Annotated in this window: 11 protein-coding genes and 2 tRNA genes; 4 read left to right on the forward strand and 9 right to left on the reverse strand. The window is 72.1% G+C overall.

Going from position 1 to position 14405, the window contains the following annotated elements; genetic code table 11:
- Positions 1 to 132: 132 nt before the first annotated feature.
- The 3 genes from C3488_RS40605 (at position 133) to C3488_RS40145 (ending at position 1052) form a co-directional block, all read left to right on the forward strand.
- Positions 133 to 229: transfer RNA gene (locus C3488_RS40605), tRNA-OTHER, on the forward strand.
- A 10-nt stretch (positions 230 to 239) separates the two neighbouring features.
- Positions 240 to 311 (forward strand) — tRNA-Cys (locus C3488_RS19155).
- A gap of 216 nt (positions 312 to 527) precedes the next feature.
- Entirely contained in the window at positions 528 to 1052 is a 525-nt protein-coding gene (locus C3488_RS40145; RefSeq protein WP_146067891.1) for a hypothetical protein, read from the forward strand.
- 112 nt (positions 1053 to 1164) lie between these two features.
- On the opposite strand, the gene C3488_RS19170 is transcribed toward C3488_RS40145, so the two are convergent.
- From C3488_RS19170 to C3488_RS19200, 7 genes are all read right to left on the reverse strand, one after another.
- Complete coding sequence (locus tag C3488_RS19170; RefSeq protein ID WP_258053506.1) at positions 1165 to 1989, reverse strand: SUKH-4 family immunity protein; 825 nt, start codon at positions 1987 to 1989, stop codon at positions 1165 to 1167.
- A 243-nt stretch (positions 1990 to 2232) separates the two neighbouring features.
- On the reverse strand, positions 2233 to 4539 hold the full coding sequence (locus tag C3488_RS19175) for a xanthine dehydrogenase family protein molybdopterin-binding subunit (RefSeq protein ID WP_103840995.1): 2307 nt from the start codon (positions 4537 to 4539) through the stop codon (positions 2233 to 2235).
- A complete protein-coding gene (locus tag C3488_RS19180) occupies positions 4536 to 6035 on the reverse strand; it encodes a (2Fe-2S)-binding protein (RefSeq protein WP_103840997.1) in 1500 nt (499 codons plus the stop codon). Before C3488_RS19180 ends, C3488_RS19175 begins: the two co-directional genes overlap by 4 nt.
- Complete coding sequence (locus C3488_RS19185; protein WP_103840999.1) at positions 6032 to 6925, reverse strand: xanthine dehydrogenase family protein subunit M; 894 nt, start codon at positions 6923 to 6925, stop codon at positions 6032 to 6034. Before C3488_RS19185 ends, C3488_RS19180 begins: the two co-directional genes overlap by 4 nt.
- A gap of 279 nt (positions 6926 to 7204) precedes the next feature.
- Positions 7205 to 8881: a beta-N-acetylhexosaminidase gene (locus tag C3488_RS19190; protein WP_103841001.1), complete on the reverse strand. Its 1677-nt coding sequence runs from the start codon at positions 8879 to 8881 to the stop codon at positions 7205 to 7207.
- Positions 8882 to 9037: 156 nt separating this feature from the next.
- A complete protein-coding gene (locus tag C3488_RS19195; protein WP_103841003.1) occupies positions 9038 to 9319 on the reverse strand; it encodes a DUF3039 domain-containing protein in 282 nt (93 codons plus the stop codon).
- 30 nt (positions 9320 to 9349) lie between these two features.
- Positions 9350 to 9922 carry a YqgE/AlgH family protein gene (locus C3488_RS19200; protein WP_181139086.1) on the reverse strand — a complete coding sequence of 191 codons (573 nt, stop codon included), beginning with the start codon at positions 9920 to 9922 and terminating at the stop codon, positions 9350 to 9352.
- Between the two features lie 308 nt (positions 9923 to 10230).
- Here C3488_RS19200 and murA point away from each other — a divergent pair, with 308 nt between their 5' ends.
- Positions 10231 to 11571: a UDP-N-acetylglucosamine 1-carboxyvinyltransferase gene (gene murA / locus C3488_RS19205; protein ID WP_103841007.1), complete on the forward strand. Its 1341-nt coding sequence runs from the start codon at positions 10231 to 10233 to the stop codon at positions 11569 to 11571.
- 430 nt (positions 11572 to 12001) lie between these two features.
- Here the strand turns inward: murA and C3488_RS19210 are convergent, their stop codons facing one another.
- The gene (locus tag C3488_RS19210; RefSeq protein WP_007498188.1) at positions 12002 to 12283 is read right to left on the reverse strand and encodes an HU family DNA-binding protein; all 282 of its coding nucleotides are present in this window, start codon (positions 12281 to 12283) and stop codon (positions 12002 to 12004) included.
- Between the two features lie 392 nt (positions 12284 to 12675).
- Positions 12676 to 14103: an NAD-dependent malic enzyme gene (locus C3488_RS19215; protein WP_103841009.1), complete on the reverse strand. Its 1428-nt coding sequence runs from the start codon at positions 14101 to 14103 to the stop codon at positions 12676 to 12678.
- Positions 14104 to 14405 lie beyond the last annotated feature (302 nt).

The raw sequence follows: 14405 nt of genomic DNA on the forward strand, positions 1-14405 counted from the left end.
ACCCAGCCCGGTTTCATGAACGGCGTATGGCAGTCCCGTTGCAGGGCCGCCGATCCTCTTGAGCCGGTGATCCACCGCTCCTACGGTCGGTACATCAGGACGGCACGGGCAAGCCGTACCGCACCTGATCCCGGCCGTGTGCCCGAGTGGTTCCGGGACTCGCCTGCGCTGCGTCCGTCAGCGGGCTCCGCCCGCGGGGAGTTACGCGGGTTCGATTCCCGCCACGGCCCGGGGTGAATGGCCGTGTGCCCGAGTGGTTCAGGGACTCGCCTGCAAAGCGAGTTACGCGGGTTCGATTCCCGCCACGGCCTCTACCTGCTCGCCCGGGCGAAACGATAGGGCGGCACCCTGTGCGGGGTGCCGCCCTATCGGTGGTCCGTCTCACTTCTCGTCTCAGTCGGCCCGCACGGCGCTCCCCGATCATGGGCCGGGCCTCCGGCCTCGGACATGCCCGTTCCCTTCGGTGGGGTGTACGGTCCCGATGCCGCGTCCGAGATGAGGGGCGCCCGGCCTGTACAGGGGGGATCGTGAGTCAGCAGCCCGTTGCGGCGCCGAAGAAGCCGCTGAGCAGGGGAAAGAAGATCGCTATCGGCGTCGGGGTGCTGATCGCAGCTCCGCCGTTCATCGCCGGCATGGTCTCTGGAGTCAAGGACGCCACCACACACCACAACACCCCGGCAGCAGCCGCGACGCCTGCAGCGAGCCACAGCAGTCCGGCGGCTAAGCCGCCGGCGAAGACGAAGGGGACCCCGGCCACGCACGCGTCGAGACCTGCGCCGGCACAGCAGCTGGCCGACCTCGACGGGAACGGTCGGCCCGCCGCCGAGTACCAGCAGGTTCTCGACGCATTGGCGCCGCGCTGCACGGAGGACCGCCCGCACCTGACGGCCGTCGTCAACGCCACGCTGAAAGACCTGAAGAACAACGGCGTCGACGACGAGGACGAGTTCAGCGTCCTGCAGCACCTGGAGCAGTCGGTGCCCGCCGGGAACCCGCGGGTCAACTGCGCGTCGGTGGCGACGGCTTACGCCACCCTGCGCGAGGGGAACTAGAGCAACCGGACTCCGTCATGTCCACGCCAGCAGGGCGGCACCCTTTCCGGGGGCCGCCCTGCTGTTCGTCTGTTCAGTTCTCGTCTCACCTGCTCCGTCTCGGTCTTCCGGATCAGACCGTCGACGCCGCTTCCGCCACTCTCCTGTCGCGGTGGGCCAGCCACACCGTGAAGGCCAGGGTGGAAACGTCCGCGTCGAGCGGGCGCAGGGTCGCGTCCGGCTCGCTCCAGCACAGGACCGCTCCGGTGGCGCCGTCGAGGAGCAGGCTCGTGTCCTCCAGCAGGCAGCCGAGGCGTATCAGGTGGTCCGCGCGGTCAGGGAGGTCGGCCTCAGGGACGCCCTCGTGGTCCGCGTAGTACTCGGGCAGCGTCGGCAGCGGCAGGTACGTGTCCAGCTCGAACCAGTAGCCGGTCTCCGGCAGGCCCACCTCGCGCAGGAAACGGCGGGTCGGTTCGTGCGTGAGTGTGCGGGGGAAGTCGACGTCCTCGAAGCGCACGACCGCGGCGGAGCCGAACTCCTCGTCCAGCAGTCGCGGCGGCAGGTCCAGGGCGAGACCCGTACCGGGGCGGGCGATCCGGGACAGAGGGCGGATCAGGGCGTGCGAGGCGAACCCGCCCGGGGAGGCGGCCGGTTCGTCCGTCACCGCGGCGAGCCGCAGCAGTGCCTCCAGACAGGGCGCGAGCGGCGAGAGGTCCATCGGGCCCGGGGTGCGCGGGGAGACGTACGTCGTGGGTACCCGCCCCGTGGCGCCGCCCAGCAGAAGCGACTCCAGATCGCGGTCGACGGTGCGCAGCGCCCCGAGGACCATCTGGTCGCGCAGTTCCTCGGCGAGTCTCTCCGCGTCGTCGACCAGCTCGGCCGCCCGCCGCAGCACCGACCGCCCGCACGGCGTCCCGGGCTCCCGTGCATACGGATCCGTCCCAGTCGGCGTGATCACGCCACAGGCGTCAGTCGTGCCCATTGTCTTCCCCCGTGTGTTCCGTGCCTGGCCCAGAGCGTCCGCAGGCCAGGACACGTCGTCCCGCCGGGCAGCTCTCCCCCAACGCCCAGAACCTTACGCGGCACCACTGACAACGCCGCGGCAATAACCCGTCCTTCCGGGCCTCACCCGATCCGCGCCCGCTCCCACCCGGCCGGGATCGCCTCCACCGTCTCGTCCACCGTCAGGTCCGCGACGAGCTCACTGCGTCGTCACGACCGCCGCCTGCGGCCGGATCGGCAGGCGGTTGACCGGGCGGCCCGTCGCCGCGCGGACCGCCGACGCGATCGCCGCCGGGGATGTCACCACCGGTACCGCGCTGACCGCCTTCGCGCCGAAGGGGGCGACCACGTCCCGTTCCTCGACCAGTTTGACGATCTTGATGTCGGGGGCGTCCAGGGCCGTCGGCAGGGAGTAGCCCGTCAGGTCGGGGTGGCGGACCACGCCGCGGGCCGTGCGCAGGTTCTCCGTGAGCGCGATGCCCACGCCCTGCGTGACCCCGGCCTCGAGGCGCGCCGCCAGCTGCGCCGGGTTCAGCACCCGGCCCACGTCCTGGGCCAGCGCCAGCTCCACGACGCGTACCGAGCCGATCTCGATGTCCACGTCCACCACGGCGCGGATCGCGCAGAACGCGATCCCCACGAAGGCGTCGCCCTGGCCCGTCTCGTTCAGCGGTTCGGTCGGGTGCGGGCGGCACTGCGCGGTGGCCCACAGTTCCTTGCCGTCCATCGCCTCCGTCACGGTCGTGGACAGGACCCCGTCGTACGACGTGATCTTGCCGTCCGTGATCTGGAGCAGCTCCGTGGACATGCCGAACTTGTGCGCCAACGGCTGCAACAGCTGGGTGCGGACCATCTTCGCGGCCCGTTCGACCGCACCGCCCGACACCCAGGTGTGGCGGCCCCGGCAGCCCGCGCCCGCCGGCGGCTGGTCGGTGTCGACCGGGGCCACGTGCACCTCGTCGATGCCGAGGGTCTCCTGGACGATCTGCCGGGCGAGGGTCGCGAAGCCCTGGCCGGTCTCCACCGCCGCGCACAGCACCGTCGCCACGCCGTCCTGGACCTTCACCGTCGCCGTGGAGACCTCGTCGGCGCCCTCCGCGCCGAGCATGTGGACCATGCCGAGGCCGTAGCCCACACCGCGCCGGACCGCGCCCGGTTCGCCCGCGCCCTCGGGGCCGCCCGGCAGCAGCCACTCCTCCTCGGGGGTGTCCTTGGGGAGCGGAGGCAGCGGGTGGTCCCGTACGGCCTCGAGCAGTTCGGCCACCGGCGCCGGGCACGTCACCGTCTGGCCGGTCGGCAGGACGTCGCCGGTCGCCATGACGTTGCGCATCCGCAGCTCCGCCGGATCGAGGCCGAGCTTCTTGGCGAGCTTGTCCATCTGCGCCTCGTACGCGGCGCACACCTGCATCGCGCCCTCGCCGCGCACATGGCCCGACGGCGGGTTGTTGGTGCGCACGGCCCAGCCCTCGATGAAGGCGTTCGGCACGACGTACGGGCCGCAGGCGAAGGAGACCGCGGCGGCGAGCGCGTCCGAGGAGGTGTCCGCGTAGGCGCCCGCGTCCAGCAGGATCTGCGCCTCGACCTTCACCAGCCTGCCCTCGGCGTCCGCGTGGTGGCGGTAGCGCAGCAGTGTGGGGTGGCGGTGGACGTGGCCGAGGAAGGACTCCTCGCGGTTGGCGGTCAGTTTCACCGGGCAGCCGGTCCTCAGCGCCAGCAGCCCGAGCGGCAGCTGGAAGCCCTGGTCCTCGCGGTCCGCGGTGGCGCCGGGCACTCCGGTGACGACGACCTTCACCCGGTCCGGTTCCAGGCCGTAGACGGCGGCGGCCCGGTCCCGGTCCGTGTGCGGGTCGGTGGAGGCGAGGTACAGCTCGACGCCGCCGTCGGGCCGGGGCACGGCGAGGCCGGCCTCCGCGCCGATGGGGGCGGGGTCCTGGCGGCCGATGCGGTACAGGCCCTCGACGACGACCTCGCCGACCGCGTCCGGGTCGCCGTGGCGCAGCGGGATGTGGCGGATCAGGTTGCCGTCGGGGTGCAGCGGCTCGGCCTCGAACGCCTGCTCGGGGTCGGTGACCGGGTCGAGCACCTCGTACTCGACGATGACGGCCGCGGCGGCCATGCGGGCGGTGTCGGGGTGGTCGGCGGCGACGGCCGCGATGGGCTCCCCGTGGTGGCGTACGACGTCGGAGGCGAAGACGGGGCGGTCGGCGGTACCGCGGCCGTGCAGCGCGCCCGCGGGCACGTCCTCATGGGTGAGGACGGCCCGTACGCCGGGCATCTCGCGCGCGTGACCGGTGTCGATGGACAGGATGCGCGCGTGCGGGTGCGGCGAGCGCAGGACGGCCGCCCACAGCAGGCCCTCGGCCCACAGGTCGGCCGCGTACGGGAAGGTGCCCTCCGTCTTGGCGCGGGCGTCGGCGGACGGCAGGGAGGCTCCGATGCCGTGCGGCAGCGGTTCGGGGGCGGGTGCGGCCGCCGCGGTGGTCGCGGTGGCGGCTTCGTTGCTCACGCCTGGCCTCCGTCCTGGCCGTACGGGTGGTCGTTCGGGGTCACGTTGCCGAACGCGTCGAGGTGGACGCCGCCCTCCCCGGGGCCCGCCTGGTGCGGGATGCGCGGTTCGTCGCCGTCCGCCGCCGGATCGGCCTCGGCGCGGTGCGCGTCCCGCTCGGCGACGACCTCCTGGACGGCCTGAAGGACGCCCCGGTAGCCGGAGCAGCGGCAGAGGTTGCCGCACAGCGCCTGGCGGGCCTCGAGGTCGGTCGGCGCCGGGTTGCCCTCCAGCAGGTCGTGCACGGTCATCGCCATGCCGGGCACGCAGAAACCGCACTGCACGGCGCCGCACCGGGCGAGCGCCCGCTGCACGTCCGAGGGCTGTCCCTCGACGGCGAGACCCTCGACCGTACGGACCTCACTGCCCGCGGCGGTGACGGCGGGCACCAGGCAGGAGGCGACCAGCCGTCCGTCGACCTGCACGTTGCAGGCGCCGCACTCGCCCTGCGAGCAGCCGTCCTTGGCGCCGGCGAGGCCGAGCCGTTCGCGCAGCACGTACAGCAGGGACTCGCCGATCCAGGCGTCGGTGACGGGCCGGTCGGCGCCGTTCACCCGCAGGACGTACGAGGCCAGGGGGTGCTCGTCGTGCGGGGGCGCGGCCTCGGGCGCCCGATCGGGGGGCGTGTCCTGGGCGCCGGCAGGCTCGGGGGCCGGGTCGGGCTCGGGGTGCCGGGCGGCTTCGCCGGCCGGTGCCTCCTCGGCGCCGGAGGTTCCGTCGGCGACGTCGGAGGCACCGGCAGCGCCGGAGTCATCGGCGGCGTCGAAGTCATCGGCGGCCTCGGACGGCTCCTGGGCGGCCTCCGGCGCCTCGGCGGCACCATCGGCCCTGGAGTCCTCGTACGCCTCGTACGATCCGTCGGACGGCTCCCCAGGGGCTTCCTCGGGCGTCTGCGCGGCGGTCTCCTGCCCGTGCCACGACGGTACGGACGCCTGCGTCGCCCAGGGCGCGGGCGCACCGCCCGGCAGGGTCGCGGGCGGAGTGCCGCCCCACTGCTCGACGAGCGACGACGTGGTGAACTCGCCCGACTCGTCAGGGAGATCACCGCCCGCGACGGGGATCGACCACTGCCCGGTGACGTCGTGCCCGGGCGCGGGCTCCCGCGCGGCCTGGGCCTCCTCGAAGCTCCACTGCCCGGTCGCGCTGGGGTTGTACGTGAACTGGTCCCCCGTACCGTCCTGCGTGGCGCCCGGCCAGTGGGACCCCTGGGCAGGGGCGCCCCAGTTCCCGCCGTGCTCCTCGGCGCCCGTGCCCTCCTGCGGGGTGAAGGTCGGCGGCACATAGCCGTGGCCCGGCGCGGCCAGCGGGCTGTCGGAGGCGAGGAGGGCGTCGATCCCGCCCTCCGGGAGCTGGACGAACGCGGTGGCGCCGTCGTCGTAGTCCCCTTGCGGCAGCCGCTCCCAGGAGCCGTTGGTGCCCTGCCGGCGGGCTTCCTCCGGGTGCTGGTCGTCCGTCACGACAGTGCCCTCCCCAGTGCTCGTCGGGCCAGCGCGGCGACGGTGCGCCGCAGGTGCAGTACGGCCGGCGGAAGCTGCTGCACGGTGCCGTCCTCCGCGGGCGCCGGATCGGGGATGCAGGCCGCGGCGACGTACTCCCCGAAGGCGTTGAGGGCCTCCGGGACGATCGCGCGGTTGTTGTCCCAGTCGATGAGCTGCGCGACCCACTGCTCGGCCTCCAGCGGGCGCAGCGGCATCGGCGCTATGGCACCGACGGCGCAGCGCACCCCGCGCCGGGCCGGGTCCAGCACCAGCGCCACCGACGCCATCGCCCGCCCGGGCCCGGTGCGGCCGGTCGCCTTCAGGAAGACCTGGGGGGCGTGCAGCAGCGGCACGCGCACGTAGCCGATGAGTTCACCGGCGCGCAGCATCTCCACGCCCGCCAGCAGGTGCGAGACCGGGATCTCCCGGCGTGCCCCGCCCGGGCCGGCGATGATCAGCGTGGCCTCCAGGGCGGCGAGCACCGGAAGCGCGTCCCCGGTGGGGGCCGCCGACGCGATGTTGCCGCCGAGGGTGCCGGCGTTGCGGATGTGCGGCGGGCCGGCCGCGCGTGCCGCCGCCGCGAGGGCGGGGATGAGCGCCGCGAAGTCCGGGCGCCCCATGCGCGCGTGGGTGAGGCCGGCGCCGAGCAGTGCGTGGCCGTCCTGGTACTGCCAGCCGCGGATCTCGCTGATGCGGCCGAGCCCGACCAATGCGGCGGGCCGCAGCTGCCCCGAGTTCACGGCGGCCATGAGGTCGGTGCCGCCCGCCACGGGGACGGCGGCCGGATGGGCGGCGAGGGCCGCCACGGCCTCGTCCAGCGAGGCGGGCAGCGTCACGGCCTGCGCCGCCTGCGGTGCGTGCGTGGTCAAAACCGGCTGCCCCTTCCCGCTGCCCCCTGGTCCCACCTGTGTTGCCGTACGGTACGTGCTGACAGGGCGGACGTGGCAACTCTGGCACATCTTTCACGGCCTCCGACGCGGGGGTCCGCTAGGAGGCATTCGCCCCTCTGACCAGGGAGATGGACCGTTTTGCCATGACATCCCCGATGGGGGTGCATTGCGGCTCTTCGACGTTCCTTGCACTGCTTTTCCCATGCGGGGGTACGTTTCCAGCCGACCCGGCGCCTCGCCTGCCCTCCGTCCGCCACCTCACACGTTCGGGGGCGCACCCTCGATCGGGCGTCCGAGCACCCCGGGTCGCCGCTGCCACGGCAGCGGGCCCGTGGGGGGCCGGTAGGCGACTCCCAGGGCGTCCAGACGGCGGTAGTGGGCGGCCATGCGCCGCTCGAAGTCGGCGAAGTCGCGCTCGGCCGGACCGGGAAGGGCACTCCAGGCGACCTCGGCGAACGCCGCGAGCCGGGGAAACGCCTGGTAGTCGACGCGTCCCTGATCCTCCGTCACCTCGGTCCAGACGTTGGCCTGGGTGCCCAGGACGTGCCGCGCCTCCTCTGGCGTCAGCTGCGGTGGGATCGGCTCGAACCGGTAGACGTCCTCCAGGGTGCGCACGTACCCGATGGGCACCGGCTCGTCGGCACCGCCGTCCTGACGGTGGTCCAGATACACCTGCTGCTCGGGGCACATGACGACGTCGTGGCCGGCGCGCGCCGCCGTGATCCCGCCGGCGTACCCGCGCCACGAGGAGACGGTCGCACCGTCCGCGAGGCCGCCCTCGAGGATCTCGTCCCAGCCGACGAGCCGGCGTCCGCGCGCGGTGAGCCAGGTGTCGAAGTGGCGCACGAACCACGCCTGGAGCTCGTCCTCGTCCGCGAGCCCCAGCTCCTTGATGCGCGCCTGCGCCGCCGGCGAGCGTCGCCACTGGTCCTTGGGGCACTCGTCGCCGCCGATGTGGACGAAGGGTGACGGGAAGAGTTCCAGGACCTCCTCGAACACCCCCTCGTAGAACCGCAGGGTGGTGTCGGTGGGGGCGAGTACGTTCGGGTTGATGCCCCAGTCGTCCCAGACCGTGAGGGAGGCCGTGTCGACGACGTCGGAATTGCCGAGTTCCGGGTACGCGGCGATGGCCGCCTGGCTGTGCCCGGGGACGTCGATCTCGGGGACGACGGTGACATGCCGCTCGGCCGCGTACGCGACGATCTCGCGGATGTCGTCCTGCGTGTAGAAACCGCCGTGCGGCTTCTCCTCCCACAGCGGCGAGGCCCGGTGGCCGAATCTGGTGCGCGCCCGCCAGGACCCGACCTCGGTGAGCCTCGGGTGCCGCTTGATCTCCAGGCGCCAGCCCTGGTCGTCGGTGAGGTGGAGGTGGAGGACGTTGAGCTTGTGGGCGGCCATCAGGTCCAGGTAGCGCAGGACGCCGTCCTTGGGCATGAAGTGCCGGGCCACGTCGAGCAGGAGGCCGCGCCAGCGGAAGCGGGGGGCGTCCTGGATCGCCACCGCGGGCACCTCCCACCGACGCTTCCCGGTCACCGGGGCACGGCGGAAGGCCTCCGGCCCGAGCAGCTGGCGGAAGGTCTGGGCGCCCCAGAACAGGCCGGCCTCGCTCGCGCCGTCGATGACGACGAGGTGGCCGTCGGCGGTGAAGCGGTACGCCTCAGGGCTGCCCAGCTCCTCTCCGAGCCCGGGAACGACACGCAGCACGACCCGGTTCCCGTTGCCGCCGGCCGGCGGCAGCGGAAGCCCGGTCGCGGCGCCGACGGCCGCCCGCAGCCACCGCGCGACGCGCTCGCTGCCGGGACCCGTCGTCTCGATCCCGGTGTCCTCGTCGATGACGTGTCCCGTGCCGCCGCCGATCGAGGGGGACATCCGGGTGGGGGCGGGGACCAGGTGCACGTCGAGCCCCGGGTGGAGGGAGTACGGATACTCAGGCATGCCGCCAGTCTTCACCGCCCGGCCCGGCCAGGAGGGTGGATTCACCGCACTTCAGAGGCGCACTCCCGATCCACCGGCAGCAGGCACGAACGCTCCCGGGACGCACCGGACACGCGCCCCGGGAGCCCGGCAGTGGTCACGCAGCCGGGCGGTCGGCTACTTGTCGCCGCCCTTGCCTTCGTCGCCGCCGCTGCCCATGGAGTCGTAGATCTCCTTGCACATCGGGCAGACGGGGTACTTCTTCGGGTCGCGTCCCGGGACCCACACCTTGCCGCACAGCGCCACGACGGGAGTGCCGTCCAGGGCGCTCGCCATGATCTTGTCCTTCTGGACGTAGTGGGCGAAGCGCTCGTGGTCGCCGTCGCCGTGCGACACCTGCGGCGTCGGCTCTACGAGGGTCCCCGTACCGGTACCGCGCTCGGGCTCAAGAGTGCTCATACGGCCAAGCGTACTGAAACCCGGGACGCATCAGTTGAGCGTAGGGTCGTCCGGGTACGTCGCCACCATCGCCAGCTCGCTGCGCTGGCGTCGCAGCACGTCGCGCCAGAGCTTCTCCGGGGCCGGGGACGACACGTCGCCGGGTTCCGACTCGACGACGTACCACGCCCCGTCCACCAGCTCGTCCTCCAGCTGGCCCGGCCCCCAGCCGGCGTATCCGGCGAAGATGCGCAGCGAGCCGAGCGCCTTGGCGAGCAGTTCCGGAGGGGCCTCGAGGTCGACCAGGCCGATGGCGCCGTGCACCCGACGCCAGCCGAGCGGGGCGTGGTCGGGGGACGCACCGCCGGGGATCACCGCGACACCGAGCGCCGAGTCCAGCGACACGGGTCCGCCCTGGAAGACGACACCGGGTTCGCCCGCGAGGTCGGCCCAGCCCTCCAGGATGTCGCCCACGTCAACGGGCGTGGGGCGGTTGAGGACCACGCCGAGCGAGCCCTCCTCGTCGTGGTCGAGGAGCAGCACCACAGCGCGGTCGAAGTTCGGGTCCGCCAGGGCGGGGGTGGCCACGAGCAGCCGCCCTGTGAGCGAGGACACCTCGGTCATGCCAGACATGATCCCGCATCTTGCCTTCGGATGGGGAGGCAACGGGGGTACGTGGGTGAACCCCGCCATGAATCGGACAGGCGGCCTGGTAAGGCCCCCTTTGCGGGTGGTCGCGGGAGACGGGAGGGCGTACGGGTGCGGTGCGGGCGCACATGCCGCCCGGTAACCCCTCGCGTCCGGTCACGTACGGCTCGTGTTGTGGCAAAGCTATGACCTTCGTTGGGGCCACTTGGGCTTACTGAAGGGGGGTACGCGGCCATTACGCTTACGTCTTCGGCCCCTGCCCCACTCCACGGAACGCGAGATTCATGACCGTCAACGACGATGTCCTCCTTGTCCACGGCGGCACCCCGCTCGAGGGCGAGATCCGTGTCCGCGGTGCGAAGAACCTCGTACCGAAGGCCATGGTCGCCGCCCTTCTGGGCAGTGCCCCGAGCAGACTGCGCAACGTGCCCGACATCCGCGACGTGCGCGTCGTGCGGGGGCTGCTGCAGCTGCACGGGGTGACGGTCCGTCCGGGTGAGGAGCCGGGTGAGCTGGTGCTCGACCCGACGCACGTCGAGAGCGCGAACGTCGCGGACATCGATGCCCACGCGGGCTCGTCGCGCATCCCGATCCTGTTCTGCGGCCCGCTGCTGCACCGGCTGGGCCACGCGTTCATCCCGGGTCTCGGCGGCTGCGACATCGGCGGCAGGCCGATCGACTTCCACTTCGACGTGCTGCGGCAGTTCGGCGCGGTCATCGAGAAGCGGGCGGACGGCCAGTACCTGGAGGCGCCCAAGGGGCTGCGCGGCACGAAGATCCGGCTGCCGTACCCGTCCGTCGGCGCGACGGAGCAGGTGCTGCTGACGGCCGTCATGGCCGATGGCGTCACCGAGCTGTCCAACGCGGCCGTGGAGCCCGAGATCGAGGACCTCATCTGCGTGCTGCAGAAGATGGGCGCGATCATCGCGATGGACACCGACCGCACGATCCGCATCACCGGCGTGGAGAAGCTCGGCGGCTACACCCACCGCGCCCTCCCGGACCGGCTGGAGGCCGCGTCCTGGGCGTCGGCGGCGCTGGCGACCAACGGCAACATCTACGTCCGTGGCGCGCAGCAGCGGTCGATGATGACGTTCCTGAACACCTACCGCAAGGTGGGCGGCGCGTTCGAGATCGACGACGAGGGCATCCGGTTCTGGCACCCCGGCGGGCAGTTGAAGTCGATCGCGCTGGAGACGGACGTGCACCCCGGCTTCCAGACCGACTGGCAGCAGCCGCTGGTCGTGGCCCTGACCCAGGCGACGGGCCTGTCGATCATCCACGAGACGGTGTACGAGTCCCGGCTCGGCTTCACCTCCGCGCTGAACCAGATGGGCGCGCACATCCAGCTCTACCGCGAGTGCCTCGGCGGCTCCGACTGCCGCTTCGGCCAGCGCAACTTCCTGCATTCCGCGGTGGTTTCGGGCCCGACGAAGCTGCAGGGCGCGGACCTGGTCATCCCCGACCTGCGCGGCGGCTTCTCCTACCTGATCGCGGCCCTGGCGGCCGAGGGCACGTCCCGCGTCCACGGCATCGACCTGATCAACCGCGGCTACGAGAACTTCATGGAGAAGCTGATGGAGCTCGGGGCGAAGGTCGAACTGCCCGGCAACGCACTCGGCTGAGCCCACCGGCGGCTGGGGGTCCGGGGGTCGTCCCCCGGATCGGCACAGCATGGAGAAGCTGATGGAGCTCGGCGCGAAGGTCGAACCGCCCGGCAACGCACTCGGCTGAGCTCCCGCGGAGCGTCGCCCATGCGAAGGGGCGGTCACCCTGTTCCGGGTGACCGCCCCTTTGGCCTTGCTGGGCCCGTACGCCGTCGCGAGGAGCTTGCCGGGCTCGTCACTCGCCGTCCCGTGGCGGTACGGCCTCGTCGCGCCGTCCCTGCGACGGGCGCGGCCTCGTCACGCCGTCCTACGGCAGGTAGGGCCTCGTCACGCCGCCCTGTGGCGGTCAGGCTTCGTCACGCCGCCCTGTGGCGGTGCGGCGGCCTTGCTGCGCCGTCCCGTGGCGTCACGGCGTCGTACGCCGTCCCGTGGCGCACGAACGGCGAGATCACTTGCCCTTGGCGGCTTCCTTGAGCTTGGAGCCCGCGGAGACCTTCACGCTGTAGCCGGCCGGGATCTGGATGGGGTCGCCGGTCTGCGGGTTGCGCGCGGTGCGAGCGGCACGGTGGGTGCGCTCGAAGGTGAGGAAGCCAGGGATGGTGACCTTCTCGTCGCCCTTGGCGACGACCTCGCCGACGGTCTCGGCGAACGCGGCCAGCACGGCGTCGGCGTCCTTGCGGGTCACCTCGGCGCGGTCGGCCAGCGCGGCCACCAGCTCACTGCGGTTCATGTTGTTACTCCCGTGTTCTTCTTGCCGTTGAGGCGTGCCACGCGGCGGAGCCGCATGTTGGGCACGGCGAAGCCGATGCTGCCAGGGTCCTCGGTGAGTCCCCGGACCCGGGTCCGTCGTCAGACCCTCGCGCCCGAAGACGCATCCTGCCCCCACCTGCGGCGGGAAAGCCAATCCGGCACCCGTAGGAGTCGTGAGAACACCCTTGGGAGTCACACGAAGGGCGCCACCGCCGTCCGGCGGTGACGTTCCGTCCGCTCTCCGCGACAGATCGCAGGTTCTGGAGGGTCCGAGCCCGGCCGCCACCATAGAGGTCGGCCGGGCACCCGGGGTTCCACGACGCGCCGCTCGGCCGCCATCGTGGCGATGGTCACAGCAGCGGCACAGAATCCCTACTCGTCCGCCGTCGCCGACGCGCCCGCCGCCTTCGCGGCCTCGCGCACCGCTCCGGCGACCGCGCCCGCGACCTTGTCGTTGAAAACGCTCGGAATGATGTAGTTCGGGTTCAGCTCGCCCTCGGTCACCACGTCCGCGAGGGCCTGCGCGGCCGCCAGCATCATCTCCGTGTTGACCGTGCGGGACTGCGCGTCCAGCAGACCGCGGAAGACGCCCGGGAACACCAGCACGTTGTTGATCTGGTTCGGGAAGTCGGAGCGCCCGGTGGCCACAACGGCCGCCGTCTGACGGGCGATTGCGGGGTCGACCTCGGGGTCCGGGTTCGCGAGCGCGAACACGATCGCGCCGTCCGCCATGGCCGCCACGTCGTTGCCGTCGAGCACGTTCGGCGCGGAGACACCGATGAAGACGTCGGCGCCGCGCACCGCTTCCTTCAGCGTGCCGGTCAGGCCCTCCTGGTTGGTGTTGTCGGCGATCCAGCGCAGCGCCGAGTCCGGCGCGGCGTCCACGAGGTCCCCGCGGCCGGCGTGCACGACACCGTGGATGTCGGCCACCACCGCGTTCTTCACGCCCGCGGCGAGCAGCAGTTTGAGGATCGCCGTACCGGCCGCGCCGGCGCCCGACATCACGACGCGGACGTTCTCGACCTCCTTGCCCACCACGCGAAGTGCGTTGGTGAGGGCGGCCAGCACCACGATCGCCGTGCCGTGCTGGTCGTCGTGGAAGACGGGGATGTCGAGCGCCTCGCGCAGCCGTGCCTCGATCTCGAAGCAGCGCGGCGCGGAGATGTCCTCGAGGTTGATCCCGGCGAACCCGGGGGCGATCGCCTTGACGATCTCGACGATCGCGTCGGTGTCCTGGGTGTCGAGGCAGATCGGCCAGGCGTCGATGCCGGCGAACCGCTTGAAGAGGGCCGCCTTGCCCTCCATGACGGGCAGCGCGGCCTTCGGGCCGATGTTGCCGAGGCCCAGCACGGCGGAGCCGTCCGTCACGACCGCAACGGAATTGCGCTTGATGGTGAGGCGGCGGGCGTCCTCGGGGTTCTCGGCGATCGCCATGCACACGCGCGCCACACCCGGCGTGTAGACCATGGACAGGTCGTCACGGTTGCGGATGGGGTGCTTCGACGCCATTTCGATCTTGCCGCCGAGGTGCATGAGGAACGTACGGTCCGAGACCTTGCCCAGCGTGACGCCCTCGATGCCGCGCAGCTTCTCGACGATCTCCTGCGCGTGCGCGGTGGAGGTGGCGGCGATGGTGACGTCGATACGGAGCTTCTCGTGGCCGGACGCGGTGACGTCGAGGCCGGTCACCGAGCCTCCGGAGGACTCCACGGCGGTGGTGAGCTGCGAGACGGCGGTTCCGCTCGCGGGCACCTCCAACCGGACCGTCATCGAGTAGGAGACGCTGGGCGCCGTTGCCATGGCCGACTTCCTCTGCTTTCACCGTGTCGCGGATATGCCGTCCGATCGTCGCACCTACCGGGGAGTACGTGGTAGCCGCCCCGGATTGCGAACGTTTTGTTCGCCGCCAAGGGTTCCTTTCGGAAAGCGACTTCCACGATACGAGAGACAGTCGGGCGGTGGCAGAGGCTCGCCGTACAGCGAAAGAGGTCCGCGCCACTCAAGGACGCGGACCTCTCCACAGGTCAGTGACACCGACCCGCCATGCTCGCCTCGCGGCAAGTGGTCGCTCGTAGCGACTAAGGTTGGGCCCGGGGGCTTGG

The organism is Streptomyces sp. Ru72 (assembly GCF_002920635.1).
GTDB lineage: Bacteria > Actinomycetota > Actinomycetes > Streptomycetales > Streptomycetaceae > Streptomyces.